At 57.4% G+C, this 20932-nt stretch carries 19 protein-coding genes; 17 read left to right on the forward strand and 2 right to left on the reverse strand.

What is annotated here, in order from left to right; all coding sequences use genetic code 11:
- Nucleotides 1-39 precede the first annotated feature (39 nt).
- Entirely contained in the window at nucleotides 40-459 is a 420-nt protein-coding gene (uspC, locus tag FND52_RS02135; protein ID WP_144129175.1) for a universal stress protein UspC, read from the reverse strand.
- Between the two features lie 802 nt (nucleotides 460-1261).
- On the opposite strand from uspC, the gene flhD reads away from it, so the two are divergent.
- The 6 genes from flhD (at nucleotide 1262) to cheW (ending at nucleotide 6674) form a co-directional block, all read left to right on the forward strand.
- Nucleotides 1262-1612 (forward strand): flagellar transcriptional regulator FlhD, encoded by a 351-nt coding sequence (gene flhD / locus FND52_RS02140; protein ID WP_203123168.1) that lies wholly within the window; start codon nucleotides 1262-1264, stop codon nucleotides 1610-1612.
- A complete protein-coding gene (flhC, locus tag FND52_RS02145; RefSeq protein WP_125292193.1) occupies nucleotides 1609-2193 on the forward strand; it encodes a flagellar transcriptional regulator FlhC in 585 nt (194 codons plus the stop codon). The genes flhD and flhC overlap by 4 nt, the downstream gene beginning before the upstream one ends.
- A gap of 128 nt (nucleotides 2194-2321) precedes the next feature.
- Nucleotides 2322-3209, forward strand: coding sequence for a flagellar motor stator protein MotA (motA, locus tag FND52_RS02150; RefSeq protein WP_125292192.1), 888 nt, complete (start codon nucleotides 2322-2324; stop codon nucleotides 3207-3209).
- A complete protein-coding gene (gene motB / locus FND52_RS02155; RefSeq protein ID WP_144129176.1) occupies nucleotides 3206-4135 on the forward strand; it encodes a flagellar motor protein MotB in 930 nt (309 codons plus the stop codon). Before motA ends, motB begins: the two co-directional genes overlap by 4 nt.
- Nucleotides 4136-4145: 10 nt before the next feature.
- Nucleotides 4146-6149, forward strand: a complete 2004-nt coding sequence (gene cheA, locus FND52_RS02160; protein ID WP_125292500.1) for a chemotaxis protein CheA — start codon at nucleotides 4146-4148, stop codon at nucleotides 6147-6149.
- A gap of 21 nt (nucleotides 6150-6170) precedes the next feature.
- Nucleotides 6171-6674, forward strand: coding sequence for a chemotaxis protein CheW (cheW, locus tag FND52_RS02165; RefSeq protein WP_125292190.1), 504 nt, complete (start codon nucleotides 6171-6173; stop codon nucleotides 6672-6674).
- A gap of 42 nt (nucleotides 6675-6716) precedes the next feature.
- Here the strand turns inward: cheW and FND52_RS02170 are convergent, their stop codons facing one another.
- Nucleotides 6717-8267 carry a bifunctional metallophosphatase/5'-nucleotidase gene (locus tag FND52_RS02170; protein WP_144129177.1) on the reverse strand — a complete coding sequence of 517 codons (1551 nt, stop codon included), beginning with the start codon at nucleotides 8265-8267 and terminating at the stop codon, nucleotides 6717-6719.
- Nucleotides 8268-8403: 136 nt separating this feature from the next.
- Here FND52_RS02170 and FND52_RS02175 point away from each other — a divergent pair, with 136 nt between their 5' ends.
- The 11 genes from FND52_RS02175 to cheY all read left to right on the forward strand — a co-directional run bounded on the left by FND52_RS02175 (nucleotide 8404) and on the right by cheY (nucleotide 20930).
- A complete protein-coding gene (locus tag FND52_RS02175; protein WP_144129178.1) occupies nucleotides 8404-9654 on the forward strand; it encodes a cytoplasmic protein in 1251 nt (416 codons plus the stop codon).
- Nucleotides 9655-9891: 237 nt separating this feature from the next.
- Nucleotides 9892-10458, forward strand: coding sequence for a Csu type fimbrial protein (locus tag FND52_RS02180; RefSeq protein ID WP_125292187.1), 567 nt, complete (start codon nucleotides 9892-9894; stop codon nucleotides 10456-10458).
- 14 nt (nucleotides 10459-10472) lie between these two features.
- The gene (locus FND52_RS02185; RefSeq protein ID WP_125292186.1) at nucleotides 10473-10976 is read left to right on the forward strand and encodes a Csu type fimbrial protein; all 504 of its coding nucleotides are present in this window, start codon (nucleotides 10473-10475) and stop codon (nucleotides 10974-10976) included.
- A gap of 13 nt (nucleotides 10977-10989) precedes the next feature.
- Nucleotides 10990-11751 carry a fimbrial biogenesis chaperone gene (locus FND52_RS02190; protein WP_144129179.1) on the forward strand — a complete coding sequence of 254 codons (762 nt, stop codon included), beginning with the start codon at nucleotides 10990-10992 and terminating at the stop codon, nucleotides 11749-11751.
- Nucleotides 11727-14120 carry a fimbria/pilus outer membrane usher protein gene (locus FND52_RS02195; protein ID WP_144129180.1) on the forward strand — a complete coding sequence of 798 codons (2394 nt, stop codon included), beginning with the start codon at nucleotides 11727-11729 and terminating at the stop codon, nucleotides 14118-14120. Before FND52_RS02190 ends, FND52_RS02195 begins: the two co-directional genes overlap by 25 nt.
- Nucleotides 14117-15076 (forward strand): Csu type fimbrial protein, encoded by a 960-nt coding sequence (locus FND52_RS02200; RefSeq protein ID WP_144129181.1) that lies wholly within the window; start codon nucleotides 14117-14119, stop codon nucleotides 15074-15076. The genes FND52_RS02195 and FND52_RS02200 overlap by 4 nt, the downstream gene beginning before the upstream one ends.
- Before the next feature lie 98 nt (nucleotides 15077-15174).
- Entirely contained in the window at nucleotides 15175-16851 is a 1677-nt protein-coding gene (gene tar, locus FND52_RS02205; protein ID WP_144129182.1) for a methyl-accepting chemotaxis protein II, read from the forward strand.
- Between the two features lie 135 nt (nucleotides 16852-16986).
- Nucleotides 16987-18591: a methyl-accepting chemotaxis protein gene (locus FND52_RS02210; protein ID WP_144129183.1), complete on the forward strand. Its 1605-nt coding sequence runs from the start codon at nucleotides 16987-16989 to the stop codon at nucleotides 18589-18591.
- 20 nt (nucleotides 18592-18611) lie between these two features.
- Nucleotides 18612-19478, forward strand: coding sequence for a protein-glutamate O-methyltransferase CheR (gene cheR, locus FND52_RS02215; protein WP_125292180.1), 867 nt, complete (start codon nucleotides 18612-18614; stop codon nucleotides 19476-19478).
- Nucleotides 19475-20524 (forward strand): protein-glutamate methylesterase/protein-glutamine glutaminase, encoded by a 1050-nt coding sequence (locus tag FND52_RS02220; protein ID WP_125292179.1) that lies wholly within the window; start codon nucleotides 19475-19477, stop codon nucleotides 20522-20524. The genes cheR and FND52_RS02220 overlap by 4 nt, the downstream gene beginning before the upstream one ends.
- A gap of 16 nt (nucleotides 20525-20540) precedes the next feature.
- Complete coding sequence (gene cheY / locus FND52_RS02225) at nucleotides 20541-20930, forward strand: chemotaxis response regulator CheY (RefSeq protein WP_024552273.1); 390 nt, start codon at nucleotides 20541-20543, stop codon at nucleotides 20928-20930.
- Nucleotides 20931-20932: the final 2 nt, after the last annotated feature.

Consider the following 20932-nt stretch of genomic DNA (forward strand, 5'->3'; position numbering starts at 1 on the left):
TCCCTGTCACGCAACGCGGCCCTTAGCGGGCCGCACGCGTTATAGCGACACCAGCAACACATCCACCGAGCAGGACTGGACTACCCGCTTAGCGCTACAGGTCACTTTACTGAAGAAGCTTTGATTGTGGTTACCGCACACCACCAGGTCGATCGGGGTTTTCCCACAGATATTGAGGATATGTTCGCTCAATTCTCCTGTGGCGATCACCGTGTCATGAATCGGGTATCCGGCCTGCTCCTTCAGGGATTGTAAAAACAGGTGGGTTTCTTCCAGCATCAGTTCGCGCAAGTTTTCCATCATTGGCGCGGCGAGCTGGTTGTACAGTTCCGGGTCAGATGCAAGGGTGATGAGGGTGATTGAACCGTCAACGGGCTTAACGATGGAGACGGCTCTTGCCACCAGCTGATAGCTTTCCGGGGTCGGCGCAACCGCGACCAGGAGATGTTTATAGCTCATGTAACGCTCCTTACTCACATGAGAATTGGCGCTGTGTACTCAGCGATACGCGCTTTTTATCGTTTGCGCAAGGTAACAACATGAACTTCAGGAGAGACTTAACACAAAATAGTTTAATTATTCTTATATAAGGAATATGCAACGTTTGTGAAATGTTTGTGTAGCGTCTGGGCAACCCGTCCCAGTTTAAGAAGCAGGGTTTGCGCTTCGCTTCAATAAAATATTTACAATTTTTTTATTTGGCGCACGGTTTATTTTTAACTCATTGATTGTTAATGATTAAATAAATATAAGAGGGCGTCGCTTAAGTGAGGAATTTTGTTTCTTAAATGTTAATTAAAAGTGGTAAAAAATTAGCGGAAACTTTTCTTGCTAGCTTTGTAAATACCCCTTGCCATGAATGATTATTCGTAAAAGCAATACGACGTCAGTACCAGTTTTGGTTAAAAAACGTCCATTTCTATAGATTTTCTGATTGGTTTATTAAGATTTTTAATTCAAATGTGTGATGCTTGTCACATATTATCGAAATTATTGTCATGCTCCGATTGTATGTAAAATTTCTGACGAGTACAGTTTGCTCGCTTTAGGAAAAATCTTAGTTTTTTGTAAGGGAAATAAGAATTGTCTTTAAATAAGTAACTTTTTGTGACGACCTGTCTTCATGGAGCGGCCTTTACAATAACCACTTGTTTTATTGCAACATTAAACCCTTATTTTTACTTTTCCAGATTTTATCTGGCGACATCACGGGGTGCGGGCATACCGCATAGTACGCAGTTGGTTATTCTGGATGGGAAAAATGCACACATCCGAGTTACTGAAACACATTTACGACATCAACCTGTCGTATCTGCTTTTGGCTCAACGTTTAATTAGCCAGGACAAAGCATCCGCCATGTTCCGCCTGGGCGTGACGGAAGAGATGGCAAACACCCTCGGCGAGCTTACGCTACCGCAGATGGTAAAATTGGCCGAGACCAATCAGCTTATCTGTCAGTTTCGCTTTGACGATCACCAAACCATTACCCGTCTGACGCAGGAGTCGCGCGTTGACGATCTGCAACAGGTTCACACCGGGATCCTGCTTTCCACCCGCCTGCTTAACGATGCGACCACGGCTGACGACGTCAGCAAAAAGAAAAGGGCCTGATCATGGTCGAAAAGAGCATTGTTCAGGAAGCGCGCGACATTCAGCTGGCAATGGAATTGATCACGCTGGGCGCGCGTCTTCAGATGCTGGAAAGCGAAACCCAGCTCAGCCGCGGGCGATTAATCAAGCTGTATAAAGAATTACGGGGAAGCCCGCCGCCAAAAGGCATGCTGCCGTTTTCCACCGACTGGTTTATGACCTGGGAGCAGAACATCCACGCTTCGATGTTCTGTAACGCCTGGCAATACCTGCTGCGCACCGGGCTCTGTTCCGGCGTGGACGCGGTGATTAAGGCCTATCGCCTTTACCTGGAACAGTGCCCGTCTCAGGATGAAGGCCCGCTGCTGGCGCTGACTCGCGCGTGGACGCTGGTGCGTTTTGTCGAAAGCGGCATGCTGGAACTGTCGACCTGCAACTGCTGCGGTGGCAACTTTATTACCCATGCGCATCAGCCGGTTGGCAGTTTCGCCTGTAGCTTATGCCAACCGCCTTCCCGCGCAGTAAAAAGGCGTAAACTTTCCCGAGATACTGCCGATATTATTCCACAACTGCTGGATGAACAGGTCGTACAGGCTGTTTAAGCGTCAGGTGTGGTGAATCACTCCAGCAGCGATAAGTCTCTTATCGCTGCTTTTTTATTCCCCGTCAGACACAAAACGTCTTTTCGCTTGTGAATCCTTGTCACAGTCAACAGCGGAAGGAAGATGTCGTGCTGATTCTTATAGGTTACCTGGTTGTTCTCGGTACAGTGTTCGGCGGTTATATGATGACCGGCGGTCACCTTGGCGCACTCTATCAACCTGCTGAATTTGTCATCATTGGGGGGGCAGGGGTAGGGGCGTTTATCGTCGGGAATAACGGCAAAGCGATCAAAGCCACGGTCAAAGCGTTACCGCTGTTGTTTCGCGGCTCCAAATACAACAAAAGCACCTACATGGATTTGATGGCGCTGCTGTATCGCCTGATGGCCAAATCACGCCAGCAGGGGATGTTCTCCCTTGAGCGGGATATCGAAAACCCCAAAGAGAGCGAAATTTTCGCCAGCTACCCGCGCATTCTGGCCGATAAAGTGATGCTCGAATTCATCACCGACTATCTGCGCCTGATCATCAGCGGCAACATGAACACCTTCGAAATCGAAGCGCTGATGGATGAAGAGATCGAAACCCATGAGAACGAGTGCGAGATCCCGGCCAACAGCCTGGCGATCATGGGCGACTCGCTCCCGGCGTTCGGCATCGTGGCGGCGGTGATGGGCGTGGTCCATGCGCTGGCGTCTGCAGATCGTCCGGCGGCAGAGCTGGGCGCGCTGATCGCCCACGCCATGGTGGGGACCTTCCTCGGCATTCTGCTGGCTTACGGTTTTATCTCGCCGCTGGCGACGGTACTGCGCCAGAAGAGCGCGGAAACCACCAAAATGATGCAGTGCGTCAAAGTGACCCTGCTCTCCAGCCTCAACGGTTACGCGCCGCCGATCGCCGTCGAGTTTGGCCGTAAAACGCTCTATTCCACCGAGCGTCCGTCGTTTATCGAGCTGGATGAGCATGTGCGCGCCGTGAAATCACCGAACCAGCAAACCACGACGGAAGACGCATGAAGAATCAACATCGCCCGATCGTTATCGTTAAGAAACGCAAACATAAAGGCCACGGCGGGGGGGCTCACGGATCGTGGAAGATTGCCTATGCCGACTTTATGACTGCGATGATGGCGTTCTTTCTGGTGATGTGGCTGATTTCCATCGCCAGCCCTAAAGAGTTGGTACAAATTGCCGACTATTTCCGTACCCCGCTTTCTGCCGCGATCACCGGCGGGCAGCGCATCGCCGACAGCGAAAGCCCGATCCCGGGCGGTGGCGATGATTACACCCAGGCGCAGGGTGAAGTAAAAAAAGAGCCGGATATCGATGAGCTGAAAAAGCGCATGGAAACCAGCCGGCTGAAAAAATTGCGTGGCGATCTGGACCAGCTGATTGAATCTGACCCGAAACTGCGCGCGCTGCGCCCGCATTTGCGCATCGACCTGACGCCGGAAGGGTTACGTATTCAGATTATCGACAGCCAGAACCGCCCGATGTTTAAAACCGGGAGTGCCGAAGTGGAGCCGTACATGCGCGATATCCTGCGCGCCATCGCGCCTGTGCTGAACAGCATTCCCAACCGAATCAGCTTGTCAGGCCACACCGACGATATTCCTTATGCTTCCGGCGAACGCTACTACAGCAACTGGGAACTGTCGGCGGACCGCGCGAACGCCTCGCGGCGCGAGCTGGTGATCGGCGGCCTTGACGACGGCAAAGTGCTGCGCGTTGTCGGCATGTCGGCCACCATGAAGCTGGCCGACAAAGGGCCGGATGAAGCCATCAACCGGCGCATCAGCATTCTGGTGCTCAACAAGCAGACCGAGCAATCGATATTGCATGAGAATGCCGACAGCCAGAACGGCTCTCTCAGCGATTTAGCCCAACCGGGAGCAGTGCCCCCGGCGACGAACTCAACACCGCCACAACCGGGTCAGAGGTGATAGCGTGAGTATGGATATCAGCGATTTTTATCAAACGTTTTTTGATGAGGCTGACGAACTGTTAGCGGATATGGAGCAGCATCTGCTCTCTTTGGCGCCCGAAGCGCCGGATTCAGAGCAACTGAATGCCATTTTCCGTGCTGCCCACTCCATAAAAGGCGGTGCCGGCACATTTGGATTTAGCGTGTTGCAGGAAACCACGCATCTGATGGAAAACCTGCTTGATGAAGCCCGGCGCGGTGAGATGCAACTCAACACCGACATTATCAACCTGTTTTTGGAAACCAAAGATATTATGCAGGAACAGCTCGACGCGTATAAAAGTTCAGAAGAGCCGGACGCTGCCAGCTTCGAATACATCTGCCAGGCGCTGCGCCAGCTTGCGCTGGAAGCGAAGGGCGAAGCCAGCGCGCAAGCGGCACCGCTGACGCTGGTGACGCCGGAACCGCAGGCGGCTGCGCCCGCCGCCGCCGATGGCAAACTGCGCATCACCTTAAGCGGCTTAAAAGCCAGCGAAGTGGCGCTGTTGCAGGAAGAGCTCGCCAACCTGGGCGACCTGAGCGACGTAGTGCAGGGCGAAAACACCCTGAGCGCGACGCTGGATACCAGCGTCAGCGCCGATGACATCAGCGCGGTGCTGTGCTTTGTGGTCGAGCCGGAGCAGATCGCCTTTTCCACACCGGGTAATGCCGCGCCGCAGCCGGTAGAAGCCGTAGCCGTACCGGTGGTTGAAGAAACCAAACCTGCGCCTGTCCCTGCTGCTGCGCCGGTGGCCGCCGCGCCCGCCCGCGCCGAACGCGAGCAGAAACCGGCGACCCGCGAGCGTGAAAACACCAGCATCCGCGTGGCGGTTGAGAAAGTCGACCAGTTGATTAACCTGGTGGGTGAACTGGTGATCACCCAGTCGATGCTGGCCCAGCGCTCTAACGAGCTGGACCCGGTCACTCACGGCGATCTGATCACCAGCATGAGCCAGCTGGAACGCAACGCCCGCGATCTGCAAGAGTCGGTGATGTCGATCCGCATGATGCCGATGGAGTACGTCTTCAGCCGCTTCCCGCGTCTGGTGCGGGACCTGGCGGGCAAGCTCGGCAAGCAGATTGAACTCACGCTCCAGGGCAGCTCAACCGAGCTGGATAAGAGCCTGATTGAACGCATTATCGATCCGCTGACTCACCTGGTGCGCAACAGCCTCGATCACGGTATCGAAATGCCGGAAGACCGCGTAGCGGCAGGCAAATCCCCGGTGGGTAACCTGATCCTCTCCGCCGAACACCAGGGCGGCAACATCTGCATTGAAGTCACCGACGACGGCGCAGGGCTGAACCGCGCGCGCATTCTGGCAAAAGCAATGTCCCAGGGGCTGCCGGTGAGCGAAAACATGACCGATGATGAAGTCGGTATGCTGATTTTTGCGCCGGGCTTCTCCACCGCCGAAGTGGTGACCGATGTCTCCGGACGCGGCGTGGGGATGGACGTGGTGAAACGGAACATCCAGGAGATGGGCGGCCATGTGGAAATCCAGTCCAGACAGGGCGTGGGTACCACCATTCGCATCCTGTTGCCGCTGACCCTCGCCATTCTTGACGGCATGTCGGTGAAAGTGAACGAAGAAGTGTTCATTCTGCCGCTCAACGCGGTGATGGAATCTCTGCAGCCGCGTGAAGAAGATTTACACCCGCTGGCGGGTGGCGAGCGCGTGCTGGAAGTGCGCGGTGAATACCTGCCGCTGGTGGAATTGTGGAAAGTGTTTGACGTCGAAGGTGCGAAAACCCAGGCCACCCAGGGCATCGTGGTGATCCTGCAAAGCGCTAACCGCCGTTACGCGCTGTTGGTCGATCAGTTAATTGGCCAGCACCAGGTGGTAGTGAAAAATCTCGAAAGCAACTATCGCAAGGTGCCGGGTATTTCTGCCGCCACTATTCTGGGTGATGGAAGCGTGGCGCTGATCGTTGATGTATCCGCGCTGCAAGGTCTTAATCGTGAACAACGTGTGGCGCAGACAGCCGCCTGATAAGCTTAGGAAAATATGCAAATGACCGGTATGAGTAATGTAACCAAGCTGGCCGGAGAGCCGTCTGGCCAGGAGTTTCTGGTATTCACCCTCGGCGATGAAGAATACGGCATCGACATTCTGAAAGTGCAGGAGATCCGCGGCTACGATCAGGTCACCCGCATTGCCAACACCCCGTCGTTCATCAAGGGCGTGACCAACCTGCGCGGCGTGATCGTGCCGATTGTCGACTTGCGCATTAAATTCAATCAAGAAGATGTGGATTACAACGACAACACCGTGGTAATCGTGCTGAACCTGGGCCAGCGCGTGGTGGGGATTGTGGTGGACGGCGTGTCCGACGTGCTGTCGCTGACTAACGATCAGATCCGCCCGGCACCGGAATTCGCCGTGACCCTGTCTACCGAATACCTGACCGGCCTCGGCGCGGTGGGCGACCGGATGCTGATTCTGGTGAACATCGAGAAATTGCTCAACAGCGAAGAAATGGCGCTGCTGGACAGCGCCGCGGCGCGCGTGGCGTAATCATCATAAAGCCCGGCAGGCGCAACCTGCCGGGCTTTTTTATCACTTACTTTCTTCTACCCGCTTTTCGTTCACCACCGCCGGGTCGATTTTATTGCCCGCTTTCAGATAATCGATGAGCGCATCTGATAAGTTGTATCCGCCGCGCACCTGCTTGTTGGTCCCCTCGGTAAAGGCCATAAATCCGTCGCCTCCCGGCGCAAGGAAACTGTTGGTCGCCACGCGATACACCTGATTATCCACGATGGGCTTGCCGTTGAGGGTTAACAGTGTCACCCGCGCCCCCAGCGCTTTATGGGTGTCATAGCGCATCATGACCCCTTTTGACGCCTGCAACACGCCGTTGGAAAGTGATGCGCTGTGCTCCATCAGGTTACGCACCTGTTTGCCGTTGAGATCCATCACCGTCAGCTCGTTGGGGAATGGGAAGGCGCTGATCACATCACCGAGGGTAATTTCCCCGGCATTAATATCTGCGCGCAGCCCGCCGGAGTTGGTCACCGCCATCTGGGCATCCGGCGCTGCCGCCATCATCGCATCGGTGAACAGATTGCCGAGTGAAGAGGATTCACCGTAAGCGCGGGTCAGAGCGATGGGCGTTTCGCCAATCTGCTGGTTGACCGTCTGTTGCAGCTGTTTGTTCCACTTATCGATGGTCTGCTGGGTCACCGGATCAGGCTTCCATTCGTCGGCAAAAAGGGTTTTTAACTCGAAGCTTTTTACCGTGTGGGAGCGCGTTTTCGGGTTAACGTCGAGCACCAGTTTGCCGATATCAATGCCGCCGCTGTCGGTGGACAGGATCAGCGTATTGCCCACTTTAATCGGTTCTGGCGTGCCGACGTGGGCGTGGCCGGTGATCAGCAGATCCAGGCCTTTCACCTGGCTGGCGGTTTGAATATCTTTATCCAGCGCCCGCTTCACGTCGGTGCTGCCCTTACTGGACTGGCGCGCCGGTATGCCTTCGTGTACCAGCGCCACGGTGATATCTACCTTGCCGTGCAGTTCATCCAGATAGTGCTGGAGCCATTTCACCTCGTCGCGCGCTTCAATGCCCTGGCGCATCGCCGCCGAAACGGTATCGTCAAAGGCGAACACCCCGTGAAGACCGATCACGCCAATTTTGACGCCGTCTTTTTCCAGAATGGTGTAGGGCTTATTCCAGAACGGCACCGAGCTGTTCTGGTAAAACACGTTACCCAGCAGAATCGGGAACTTCGCCTGGCTCAGTTGTAGCAGGGTATTGTCCCAGCCATGGTCGAATTCATGGTTACCTACCGACGCTGCATCCAGTGACATGGTATTGAGGATATCGATAATCGCTTTGCCTTTGGTCAGGCTGCTGATATACGGGCCGGTAAAATAGTCTCCGGCGTCAAAATAGAAGGTGGCAGGGTTACGGGATTTTTCCTGCTTCACCAGCGTGGAAATGGTGGCAAACCCGCCAACCGGACGCTTGCCGTCGGCAATCCACGGTACGCTGTATGGCTCAACGTGGGCGTGGAGATCGTTGGTGTAAATCACCGTAACGTCCTGCGCCAGGCTTTGTGTGCACCAGCCCGCGAGGATCGCCAGGGAGAGGTATTTAACTTTCATCATCATTCCTTAATTGAAAAAGAGGCGCGGCTATCTTTACCGGCTGAAAGCCTTGCTTTTGTGAAAGCCCTCACAACCAGTAATGCAAAAGCGGGTCATTCTCTGTCGACTAACACAATGCATGGGTAACCCGGTGATGGATAACCGTTTTCAGGTGCGGCTGAACGTCTGTAAAAGCGGGAAGTGCGCCAATCTGGGCGTGGCGGATGCCCCGGACTACGTCTGGCCGGTTTTTCGGCTGGGCTATCCGGCGCTCGGCTGCGGAAAATGCGGCAGCCTGCCGCCGCTGTTCAACGAAGCAGAATGCAATGACTGGTTTGCACAGCTATTCGCGCGCCATCTCGGCCTGACCGGGCAGGGCTGCCCGCGCGGCTGCATGGCCCGCCTGATCCGCTATGGCGCTAACCGTTCCGGCAGCCCGCGCCTGCAATGCACCGCCTGCGGTCTGGCCTTCACGCCCCTGCGCGTCAACCTGGCTGCACAAGCGCGGCGCGAGCAACTGTTCGCCGCGCTTGCCGCCGGGCGACACCATGCTGATATCACGGCCTATCGGGTGCTTAACCAGGCGGCGGTATGGTGCGAAAGCCAGTTTTCAGACGCTGAACATCCGGTATCACGAATCGCCACTCAAGTGTTTACACTGCCTTTTCAGGGCTTACGCCGCCAGCAGCGGCTTTACGTCATCGTCAGCGCCGATACGGATTCAGGGCGGGTCGTGCAAATATCCACCAACTACAGCCCCTGGTCGGTGGGCGACTCGCTGCGCTACCCGAGCGACAGCCAGGCCCTGGCTGAGCCGCGTGACGTACCGCTGGTGGAGCGGGTGCGCGCCGCAGAACAATACTTCCTCGCGCGCAGCCAGTTTGATGCGATCCGCTACGGCAGCGCGGCGTTAAAACGCAACGACAGCGGAGCGATGGTTCGCCCGGTCATTGCCCTGCATGGTCACTTTCAGCGCCTGAAGCGGCGCTTTGCTGCGGTAACGGACCACTACCTGGCGCACGAATGCGTTCTGCGCGGTGCGGCGATCACCGCCTGGGCACCAGAAGTGAAAGCGGGCAGCACCCATCTGTGGTTTGTGGTCGAGGAGGGGGAAAGCGATGCTGGCGCACTATGGCATCCGGGCGGTAGCTGGCGTCTCGGCTGGTGGAACAATCACTGGCAGCTGTGGGAAAATGCCACGGCGCGCAAAATGGTGGCGCGACTCACCGGCAATTCTCAGGATTACCCGCCGCAGCGGATCACGCTGCAAAGTTGCGCGGCGTTTATTCAGTGGCTGGAAAGGCATCCGTGGCGGCGTATTAGCGGGCAGCTCAATGCGCGGGTGATTAGCCAGCAGCTTGCCTGCCTCGCCTGGTGTTACAACTACGTCAGCGTTTCATTGTGAATAACATCACAGAACAAACAATATATTATGCAAAATTTACATTCATCAGCTTGTTAATAGTTTGTAACTTAATGATTGCTAATGTTTAAACTTGTCAATAAGCCATCCGATTGAGATATCAGAATATTTCTGGATGTATCCGAAACCTTAAACTAAATTTCTGAATAACCGCCTGAAAAAAGCCTGAAATTACCGCTGTAGCAGGGCTTTAAGGCATAAGGTGACGGAGAAATTTTAATGAAAATAAATCTGCTGACCATGATGCTGGGCGTAGGACTCAGCGTGGTAACACTCCCCAGTTATGCGGTAACCAGTAGTGGTACCATTGGCGCAACCTTAACGCTCACTAATGGTTGTTTGATTAACGGATCGCCCAGCCAGGATGGGATCAATTTTGGCGTACTGGATTTCGGTACCTCTCCCGCCACCTTCGATACCCTGACTACCCAATTAGCGGGCGCGGGCGGCGGCAACAGCTTCGGCATCCAGTGCACTACCGCCGACTACACCGTTCAGGTCACCAGCAGCAATAACGGCGCGCCCACCCGCGTCGTCGGCACCCCAGGCACGCCGGGGCGCTATCTGGTTAACGCCGCCGACGCCACTCAGGGCGTCGCCTACAGCCTGTTCAGCGACAGCGCCTTCAATAATGAAATCGATGACAACGCGCCGATCCCCATCGCTTCCACCACCGGCGGCGTCGATAACTACACCCTGTATGGCCGGATCCAGGGCGGCGGTAACAGCGTCACCGTGATCCCCGGCACCTATACCGACACCATTAACGTCAGCGTGGTGTATTAACGAGGCGGCTGCGGGTGTTACGCCGCGTTGCGCCGGTTATCGGTTTGCTTATCGCGCTGCCTGCCAGCGCCGTCACCACCCAGTCCTTTCAGGTTAACGCCACGATTGCCGCTGGCTGCTCGGTCGCCAGCGGCGTGGGCGGGGTATTCGGCACGCTGGATTTTGGTTCGCACAGCGGGGTGGATAATCGCCGCGTCACCACCGGCTTTGTGCCAAATACCGCGCTGAATCTGGCTTGTACCCCAGGGGTGACGCTAAGCATGGCTATCGATGGCGGACAGCATTACGGCTCGGTGCGCAATCTGCAGCGCGCAAACGGCGCGGAGCGCGTGCCGTACCGGCTGTACAGCGCCGCCTCTCTTGCCGCCAACAGCGAAATCGGCGTTAACCAGGCGGTGACGGTGAGCTACACCAACAGCAATAACATCACGCTGCCCATCTTTGCCGCCGCGCAGCTTACCGGCATGAGCCCGGCGGGAACCTACAGCGATCAATTAACCGTGACCCTGTCATGGTAATAAGGAAAACAGAATGAGACACAGGCGTTTGTTGCCAGGAGCTGTCGCAATCGCGTTGTTTTTTAGCCCCTTTTTTGATGCCGCGTGGGCGGCGAGCAATATCCTGATTTGGCCTATCGATCCGGTGCTGAAGCCCGATGACGGCGCGGCAGAGCTGTGGATCCAGAATCAGGGCAGCCAGCCGACTACCATGCAGGTGCGGATCATCCGCTGGAAACAGGAGGGCGGCAGCGAGCGCTACAGCGCCCAGCAGGAGGTGGTCGCCAGCCCGCCGATTGTGCGCATCGACGGCAATAAAAAACAGCTGATCCGCCTGATTAAACAGGGTGCGGTGCCCGCCAACGTCGAACAGGCATACCGCATCGTGGTCGATGAAATTCCCCAGCCGAACAGCCTGCAAAAACCGCAGATGGGTTTGAAATTGCAAATGCGCTATTCCATCCCGCTGTTCGTTTACGGGCAGGGGATTAAGGTGCAGCGCGAGGGAACCCACCACGCGCTGGTCTCGACCCAACAGCTGCGCTGGCAGGTGGTGAATCACAACGGGAAACCGGCGATTCAGGTGAGCAATAATGACAAAATCCACGTCCGCCTGAGCGAGGTAACGGTACAGCAAGGCGGCTCCCGCCGCACGCTGGCGCAGGGGCTGCTGGGCTACGTGCTGCCGGGCAGTTCGCGCAGCTGGCCGCTGCCGTCCGGCATGGCGAATCCGACCCAGCTTTCCGCCTCCGTCAACGCCAGGGAGAGCGTATGGCGTGCGCCGGCGCAGCGTTAGGCCGGACCAGCCTGATGATGATGCTCTGTTTCTGTTCCGCCACCGGGCGCGCGCAGCAGGATGACGATCTGCTGCCGCCGCCACCCGATGCTCAGGCCATCAACCAGCAGGGCGTTTACCACCTGGCGCTGGTAGTTAACCATTACGAAACCGGGTTGGTGATCCCGGTGCAACGGCGGGACGGCGGCCTGTGGGCGTCGAGCGCCGATCTGCAACGCGGCGGTATTCCGGTGGATAAACTGCCCCAGGGCGATATCGCCCTCGCCAGCCTGCCGGAGAGTGAATATCGCTACGACAGCGTTAACCAAAAGCTGCTGCTGACGGTGCCGAAAGAGTGGGTACCGGAGCGGGAAGTAACCTTCGGCAACGGCAATCCGCGCGTGGTGGCGCGCAGCGGGCAGGGCGCGCTGCTCAATTATGATTTTTACGCCAACAGCACCGAAGGCGGCACGCGCCAGGCGTCGGTATGGCACGAGCTGCGCTTTTTCAACGATACCGGTTCACTCTCTTCCACCGGCACCGTGCGCCAGAATCTGGGCGGCGCAGACGGGCAGCCGCAAGGGTATACGCGCTACGACACCACCTACAGCATCAACCAGGAATCCAGCGCCATCACCTGGTCGCTGGGGGATGTAATCAGCGATGGGCTGAGCTGGAGTAACAGCGTGCGGGTCGGGGGGATCACCGTGGGGCGCGATTTTTCGCTGCGCCCGGATCTGGTGACCTGGCCCGTGCCGGTTTTTTCCGGCGAGGCCGCCGTCCCTACCAGCGTTGATTTATTTATCAATGGTTACCGTACTGGCTCCAGTCAGCTGGAGCCAGGGCCGTTTACCCTCACCAATTTGCCCTATGTCAACGGCGCGGGGGATGCGGTGGTGGTGACAACCGATGCCCTGGGCAGACAGGTTTCCACGACCCTGCCGTTTTACGTGGCAAGTGAGCTTCTTCAGGCCGGATTGAACGACGGGGCGCTGACTCTCGGCGCGCTACGGCGCAATTACGGGATCAAGAATTTTGACTACGGCCCGGCGGTAGGCAGCGCCAGCTGGCGGCACGGCGTCACCGATTACTGGACGGCAGAAACTCATCTCGAAGGTGCCGAGTCGCTGGCGCTGGGCGGCGTCGGTTCGCTGGTCAAGCTCGGACAGTTCGGGGTGGCGAACGGCGCGTGGACCCACAGCCGGGTGCGCGGACGCGCGGGGGAACAGATCAACTGGGGCTATCAGTACAGCGCCAGCCGCTTCAATCTCGCCACCCAGCATACCCGCCGCAGCCAGGGCTTCAGCAATCTGGCGCTGTACGATCGCCCCGCGCCCGTGGCGGAAGATAATCAGCCAGTCGCCAGCCTAAGCCGTAGCAGCGCGCAGTATTCCCTGTCCTACAACATGGGGGAATTTGGTAACCTGGGCGCGGCGTGGCTGGATATCGAAAGCTTTGATGATAAGCACACCAGGCTGGTAAACCTGTTCTGGAGCAAAAATATCTGGGCCAACAGCAGCCTGTATCTCTCCGCCAGCCACGATCCCGCCCGGGACGGCTGGTCTATGGCGATGTCGTTACAGATCCCACTCGGCAGGCTGCACAGCGCCGCGGTCAGTGTGGAATCGACGCCGGACGGCGGCAGCACCCAGTGGGTGAACTACAATCGCGCGATGCCCAGCGACGGCGGCTTCAGCTATAACCTGGCCTATGCCCGCCAGTCGCGGGACCCGGACTACCAGCAGGCGACGCTCGGCTGGCGCAATAATAAACTGGAAGCCCAGGGCGGCGTCTATGGCGATCGCGAGAGCTACACCAGCTGGGGCGAACTGCGCGGCGCGCTGGTAATGATGGATAACAAACTGTTCGCCGCCAACCAAATCAATGACGCCTTCGCGGTGATCAGCACCGACGGTCAGCCGGATATCACCGTCAACTTTGAAAATCAGCCAGTCGGGAAAACCGATAACGACGGCTATCTGTTGATCAGCGGCGTCACCGCCTATTACCCGGCCAATTACAGCATCGATACGCTGGATCTGCCTGCCGATACCCGAATAAAAGAGACCGACCGGCGGCTGGCGCTGCGGCGCAACAGCGGTTATCTGGTGGAATTTCCGATGGAGCAGGAGCGGGTAGTTAACGTGATCCTGCATGATGAGAACAACGCGGCGATCCCGGTTTCCAGCCAGATCCTGCGCCGAGGCCAGCCGCCGACGCCGGTCGGCTATGACGGGCTGGCGTTTCTGGAGAGCGTCGGTGAATATAACGTGCTTGACGTGACGCTGCCTGACGGCAGGCAGTGTCGCGCCACGCTGGTGCTGGATAAACCGCGCAGTCATCGGCTGGAAACCGAGGGGCCGATTATCTGTAAAGGGCTCGCGCCATGATGCGCCTGCTGCTGTTAATTATTCTGCTGGCGAGCAGCGCCGCGGCGCAGGCGGATTGCCGCGTCACCAATAACAACGCCGCGTTCGGTACCCAAACCTCGTTTACCGTTAACAGCACCGTGCTTAACACTACCTCGGTGGTGACGCTGAACTGTGACAAAGTGCTGAACCTGCTGAATAACGATAACGTGACCATTACGCTATTGAACGCCACTTCCAGCGCCGGCACCCGCGCGGCGTTACGCAATACCACCAATCCCGCCTCCACCGATCTGATCCCCATTCAGCTGTGCGTCCAGTCCGGCTGCCCGGCGGGCAGTGAAATCCCGGTGAGCGGCAACTATCGCTTCAACGCTGGCGTGTTGCTGGGCCTGCTGAACAGCCAGACCTACAATTTTCCGCTGTTTATTCGCACTGTTAACGGGCAAAACGTCAGCGCCGGGCTGTGGCAGGTCAACCTGACGCTGCGGGTGAACTTTAATATTTGCGCGGTGGGCGTGGCGGTCTGCCTGACGTTGCAAACCGGCACGGTGGACATCACCACCCAAATTACGCTCTCGGTCACTAACGACTGCATCGCCATCGCCGCGCCCACGATCAATTTTAACAGCGCGCCGCTGGTCAAGGACTTTGCGCCGGTTTCGCAAAGCATTTCGATTACCTGCACCAAAGGCAGCGTCTATAGCGTAGGGATCAATAACGGCCTTTACCCCAGCGGTAACGTGCGCAATATGGCCAGCGGTGCGAACCGGCTGAGCTATGAAATATTCAAGGGCAGCAGCATTAACCGCTGGGGCGTGTCGGGAACGGAGCGCTGGGCCAGCGCGGATTCGTCGCAGCTTAGCACCGATGGGCTATTGCGCACCTATAACTACACCGCCCGGATCCTCGCTACCCAGAACACACCGCCCGCCGGAAACTACAGCGATACGCTGGTGGTGGATATTGCTTTTTAAGCTCCTCCGGGCTATGGCAAATTGCATCCAGGCAATAAAGTTCCTTCGTCACGTGCCGATAACAGCCACAGTAGACCTGCTTAGAAGGCGTTATCTGTATGCTGAACCGTATTCGCGTCGTCACTCTGTTAATGGTTGTTTTGGTGGTGTTTGCCCTGCTGCAACTGATTTCCGGCGGGCTGTTTTTTACCTCAGTAAAAGAAAATCAGGAGACTTTCGGCATTTCACACGAGCTGCGCATCCAGCAGGGTGAACTGAATGCAACCTGGGAAATGATGCTGCAGACCCGCATCAACCTCAGCCGCTCCTCGGCACGCATGTTGATGACGCCGACAATCCAGCAAAGCAGCGCTAAAACAGATTTACTCAACAGCGCCAAAGCCACGTTAAAAAGCGCCCAGGAACATTTCGCCGCCTTCCAGCAAAGCCATATCAATTTACCGGCCATGACCAGCGCCATCAGTGATGTGGAAAAAGCGTACAACGACTACAACGCGGCGCTGACCGAACTGGTGCAGTTCCTTGAAACCGGCAATATGGACGCCTATTTCGCCCAGGCCACCCAGGGAAAACAAAACGCACTCGATAAAGCGATCAAAGCGTACGAAGCGCTGAATATCGAACTCTACCAGGCCGCGTACGACAGCAGCAAAGCGGATTATCGTCTGGCGCTGTGGCAGTTAGGCGCGCTGGGCATCGCCCTGTTGGTGGTGATGGTGCTGGTGTGGTTTGGCATCCGTAACGCCTTGCTGAACCCGCTGAGCCAGGTCATCAGCCATATTCATAAAATCGCCAGCGGCGATCTGACCCCGAGACTCGCTATTGCCGGGCGCAACGAAATCACCGCGCTGGCCGCCAGCGTTCAGCATATGCAGCAGGAGCTGATCGACACTGTCACCAGCGTGCGCGAAGGCTCTGACGCCATTTATACCGGCACCAGCGAAATCGCCGCCGGGAATAATGACCTCTCTTCACGCACCGAACAGCAGGCGGCCTCGCTGGAAGAAACCGCCGCCAGTATGGAGCAACTGACCGCGACGGTGAAACAGAACGCCGAGAACGCCCGCCAGGCGTCACTGCTGGCGCAGAGCGCCTCAGAAACCGCCGGGCGCGGCGGTAAAGTGGTGGACGGCGTGGTCAATACCATGCACGACATCGCCGCCAGCTCGAAGAAAATCGCCGATATCACCAGCGTGATCGACGGCATCGCCTTCCAGACCAATATTCTGGCGCTGAACGCCGCCGTAGAAGCGGCCCGCGCCGGGGAGCAGGGACGGGGTTTCGCGGTGGTGGCCGGGGAAGTCCGTAACCTTGCCAGCCGCAGTGCCCAGGCCGCAAAAGAAATTAAAGCGCTGATCGAAGATTCTGTGGCGCGCGTGGATACCGGCTCGGTGCTGGTGGAAAGCGCGGGCGATACCATGCAGGACATCGTCAACGCCGTCACCCGTGTCACCGACATCATGGGAGAAATCGCCTCGGCGTCGGATGAACAGAGCCGCGGCATCGACCAGGTGGCGCTGGCGGTTTCCGAGATGGACCGCGTGACCCAACAGAACGCCTCGCTGGTGGAGCAATCCGCCGCCGCCGCCGTGGCGCTGGAAGAACAGGCCAGTCTGTTGACCCAGGCCGTTTCCGCTTTTCGTTTACACACACAACCAACAACACACCAGGACTCGCACCCTGTCCGCGATGAGAACCCCAGAGGTGGCGCCCCCGCGCTTACCCCTCGTAAGGCTCTTGCCAGCGGCCAGGACGACAACTGGGAAACATTTTAATAACCACCCTGAGTAGTTTGAGCGGTTGTATGGGCGACAGGGAGAAGGGACCAGGAACGGGGGAGCATACCCAACAATGCGGCAACTTGAAGTATGACGGGATTGAATCGGCAATGTTGCCATGTGGGAGAGTGAATGTTTAACCGTATCCGTATCTCGACCAGTTTGATGTTACTGATGATCCTCTGCGGAATATTGCAGATCAGCAGTAACGGCCTGTCATTCTGGGCGTTTCGCGATGACAACCAGAACCTGAAAATGGTGGAGGCCAGCAATCACCAGCGCGACACCCTGACCCAGACTCGCGCGGCGTTGCTGGAAGCGGGCACCGCCCTGAACCGCGCGGGCACCCTGACGGCGCTGAGCTATCCGCCGGAGGAGATCAAAGCGCTGATGACCGCCGCGCGCAGTAGCCTCAAGCAGGGGGACGCGCTGTTTGAGCAGTTTATGGCGATTGAGGCGCTGACGGCAGACGGCGAGGCGATGAAAGCCTCGACGGCGCAAAGCTTTAAAACCTGGCGGGATGATATCGAGCATCAGGCGACCTGGCTGGAAAACAATCAGCTTTCTGATTTCCTGACCGCCCCGGCGCAGCAGTCGCAAAAGGCGTTTGACGTTAGTTACGACGCCTGGCAGCAGCATATCAGCCTGTTTGTTCGCCAGGCGAGCGAAGACAGTCAGCTAAACCTGCGGATCTCCGGGCTGATTTTCGCCGTGGGGACCATTTCGGCGCTGGTGCTGCTGCTGGGCTCGCTGTGGTGGGTACGCAACATGGTCGTCACGCCGCTGGCCATCGTGCGCAGCCATTTCGACAGCATCGCCGATGGCAATCTGGCACGCACCATTGAGGTGTATGGCCGTAACGAGATCTCGCTGATTTTCGCCACCCTGAAATCGATGCAAACCCGCTTGCGCGACACCCTGGGGCAGGTACGCCAGGGCAGCCATCAAATGCATACCGGCATCGGTGAAATTGCCGCCGGGAATAACGATCTGTCGGCGCGTACCGAGCAGCAGGCGGCGTCGCTGGCGGAAACCGCCGCCAGTATGGAGCAACTGACGGCTACCGTCGGCCAGAACGCCGATAACGCTCGCCAGGCCTCGCAGCTGGCGCGCGACGCGGCGCAAACCGCGCAGCGGGGCGGCGATCAGGCGGCCAACGTCGCCAGCACCATGCGCGGCATTGAGGTCAGCTCGCAGAAAATCAGCGACATCACCAACGTGATTGACGGGATAGCGTTCCAGACCAATATCCTGGCGCTGAACGCGGCGGTAGAAGCGGCGCGCGCCGGGGAACAGGGACGCGGATTCGCGGTGGTTGCCGGTGAAGTGCGCAATCTGGCCAGCCGCAGCGCTCAGGCGGCCAAAGAGATCAAGGTGTTGATCGACGAGTCGGTTTCCCGGGTGCAGCAGGGCTCGCAGCTGGTGGATACCGCTGCCAATACCATGTCGGAAATTGTTCGTTCCGTTACCCAGGTCAACGACATTATGGGGGAGATCGCCTCGGCTTCCGATGAGCAGCGCCGCGGGATTGAGCAGGTTGCCCAGGCGGTAAGCCAAATGGATCAGGTGACGCAGCAAAACGCCGCGTTAGTCGAAGAAGCCGCCGCCGCGACCGATTCGCTGTCCGGACAGGCCGAGCGTCTCACCACGCTGGTATCGGCATTTAATCTTGAAAGTATTGTCCGGGAGGACAGTGAAGTGGCAGTCACCCCGCAACGGGTGCCGGTTTTAACCTGAATCTATGTAAAGAAGGCGCTATGACATCATCTCTGCCCAATGGGCAAACGTCATTACTGTTTCAGATGACCCAGCGCCTCGCGCTATCCGACGCGCATTTTCGTCGGATATGCCAACTGATTTATCAGCGCGCCGGGATTGTATTGGCTGAGCATAAAAGGGACATGGTTTATAACCGGCTGGTTCGCCGGTTACGCACCCTGGGTCTCGACGATTTTGGTCGCTATCTGAGTATGCTGGAAGCGAACCCGAACAGCGCAGAATGGCAGGCTTTTGTTAACTCATTAACCACCAACCTGACGGCGTTTTTCCGCGAGGCCCACCACTTTCCGGTGCTGGCCGACCATGCGCGTAAACGCAGCGGGGAGTACCGGGTATGGAGCGCCGCCGCCTCGACGGGGGAGGAGCCGTACTCCATCGCCATCACGCTTGCCGACGCGCTGGGCATCGCCCCGGGCCGTTTCAACGTGTTCGGCAGCGACATCGACACCGAAGTGCTGCAAAAGGCGCAGAGCGCGATCTACCGCCAGGAAGAGCTTAAGACCCTCTCTCCGCAGCAGTTGCAACGCTATTTTATGCGCGGCACCGGCCCCCATGCAGGGCTGGTGCGCGTGCGCAGCGAACTCGGCAACGCCGTTCAGTTCGCTGCGCTGAATTTGTTGGATAAGCAGTACAACGTACCCGGCCCGTTTGACGCCATCTTTTGCCGCAACGTGATGATTTATTTTGATAAAGAAACACAGCAGGAGATCCTCAAGCGTTTTGTGCCGTTACTCAAGCCGGGGGGGTTATTGTTCGCCGGGCATTCAGAGAATTTCAGTAATCTCAGCCGCGATTTCTGGCTTCGCGGTCAGACGGTTTACGCGCTGAGTAAGGAAAGACAATGAGTAAAATCAAGGTGCTGTCTGTAGATGACTCGGCGTTGATGCGTCAAATCATGACGGAAATCATCAACAGTCATAGCGATATGGAAATGGTGGCGACGGCGCCCGATCCGTTAGTGGCCCGGGATTTAATCAAAAAATTCAACCCGGATGTGCTGACGCTGGATGTGGAAATGCCGCGCATGGATGGGCTGGATTTTCTGGAAAAGCTGATGCGCCTGCGGCCCATGCCGGTGGTGATGGTCTCTTCCCTGACCGGCAAAGGCTCGGAAGTGACGCTGCGCGCACTGGAACTGGGCGCGGTAGACTTCGTCACCAAACCGCAGCTCGGCATCCGTGAAGGAATGCTGGCGTACAGCGAAATGATCGCCGAAAAAGTGCGCACCGCAGCGCGCGCAAAAGTCGCTACCCGCGCCCAGCAGGCGGTTCCCGCAACCCTGAAGGCTGGCCCGATGCTCAGCTCGGAGAAGCTGATTGCCATTGGTGCGTCTACCGGCGGCACTGAGGCGATCCGCCACGTGCTGCAACCGCTGCCGCTCTCCTGCCCGGCGGTGCTGATTACCCAGCATATGCCGCCAGGGTTTACCCGCTCCTTCGCTGAACGCCTGAATAAGCTGTGCCAGATCAGCGTTAAGGAAGCCGAGGACGGCGAGCGCGTACTGCCGGGCCACGCCTATATCGCGCCGGGCGACCGGCATATGGAGCTGTCGCGCAGCGGGGCGAACTATCAAATCAAAATTCACGACGGCCCGGCGGTGAATCGCCATCGTCCCGCCGTGGATGTGCTGTTTCATTCCGTCGCTAAACACGCGGGGCGCAACGCGGTGGGGGTGATCCTCACCGGGATGGGCAACGATGGCGCGGCGGGCATGCTGGCGATGCACCAGGCGGGCGCCTGGAACATCGCCCAGAACGAAGCGAGTTGTGTGGTGTTCGGCATGCCGCGTGAGGCCATCAATATGGGTGGCGTCAGCGAAGTCGTCGATCTAAGCCAGGTCAGCCAGCAGATGCTGGCGAAAATCAGTGCCGGACAGGCAATACGTATTTAATTAAGGAGTGTTTTTGATGGCGGATAAAGAGCTGAAGTTTCTGGTTGTGGATGACTTTTCCACCATGCGACGCATTGTGCGTAACCTGCTGAAAGAGCTGGGCTTCAATAACGTTGAAGAAGCAGAAGACGGCGTTGATGCGCTGAACAAACTGCAGGCGGGCGGGTTTGGTTTTGTGATTTCTGACTGGAACATGCCGAACATGGATGGCCTGGAATTGCTGAAAACCATCCGCGCCGACGGCGCGATGGCGGCGATGCCGGTGCTGATGGTGACGGCGGAAGCCAAGAAAGAAAACATCATCGCCGCAGCACAGGCGGGGGCCAGCGGCTATGTGGTGAAACCCTTCACGGCAGCGACTCTGGAAGAGAAACTGAACAAAATCTTCGAGAAACTCGGAATGTAAGG

Source organism: Atlantibacter subterraneus, assembly GCF_007570865.1.
GTDB classification, from domain to species: Bacteria; Pseudomonadota; Gammaproteobacteria; order Enterobacterales; family Enterobacteriaceae; genus Atlantibacter; species Atlantibacter subterraneus.

Bases quoted from the DNA above. Each gene is read 5' to 3' on its own strand.
- tar (WP_144129182.1), top strand. From the start codon at position 15,175: ATGCTGAACCGTATTCGCGTCGTCACTCTGTTAATGGTTGTTTTGGTG.
- uspC (WP_144129175.1), bottom strand. From the start codon at position 459: ATGAGCTATAAACATCTCCTGGTCGCGGTTGCGCCGACCCCGGAAAGC.
- FND52_RS02220 (WP_125292179.1), top strand. From the start codon at position 19,475: ATGAGTAAAATCAAGGTGCTGTCTGTAGATGACTCGGCGTTGATGCGT.
- cheY (WP_024552273.1), top strand. From the start codon at position 20,541: ATGGCGGATAAAGAGCTGAAGTTTCTGGTTGTGGATGACTTTTCCACC.
- FND52_RS02175 (WP_144129178.1), top strand. From the start codon at position 8,404: ATGGATAACCGTTTTCAGGTGCGGCTGAACGTCTGTAAAAGCGGGAAG.
- FND52_RS02200 (WP_144129181.1), top strand. From the start codon at position 14,117: ATGATGCGCCTGCTGCTGTTAATTATTCTGCTGGCGAGCAGCGCCGCG.
- cheR (WP_125292180.1), top strand. From the start codon at position 18,612: ATGACATCATCTCTGCCCAATGGGCAAACGTCATTACTGTTTCAGATG.
- flhD (WP_203123168.1), top strand. From the start codon at position 1,262: ATGCACACATCCGAGTTACTGAAACACATTTACGACATCAACCTGTCG.
- FND52_RS02195 (WP_144129180.1), top strand. From the start codon at position 11,727: ATGGCGTGCGCCGGCGCAGCGTTAGGCCGGACCAGCCTGATGATGATG.
- cheA (WP_125292500.1), top strand. From the start codon at position 4,146: ATGGATATCAGCGATTTTTATCAAACGTTTTTTGATGAGGCTGACGAA.
- FND52_RS02190 (WP_144129179.1), top strand. From the start codon at position 10,990: ATGAGACACAGGCGTTTGTTGCCAGGAGCTGTCGCAATCGCGTTGTTT.
- FND52_RS02180 (WP_125292187.1), top strand. From the start codon at position 9,892: ATGAAAATAAATCTGCTGACCATGATGCTGGGCGTAGGACTCAGCGTG.
- FND52_RS02210 (WP_144129183.1), top strand. From the start codon at position 16,987: ATGTTTAACCGTATCCGTATCTCGACCAGTTTGATGTTACTGATGATC.
- FND52_RS02170 (WP_144129177.1), bottom strand. From the start codon at position 8,267: ATGAAAGTTAAATACCTCTCCCTGGCGATCCTCGCGGGCTGGTGCACA.
- motB (WP_144129176.1), top strand. From the start codon at position 3,206: ATGAAGAATCAACATCGCCCGATCGTTATCGTTAAGAAACGCAAACAT.
- cheW (WP_125292190.1), top strand. From the start codon at position 6,171: ATGACCGGTATGAGTAATGTAACCAAGCTGGCCGGAGAGCCGTCTGGC.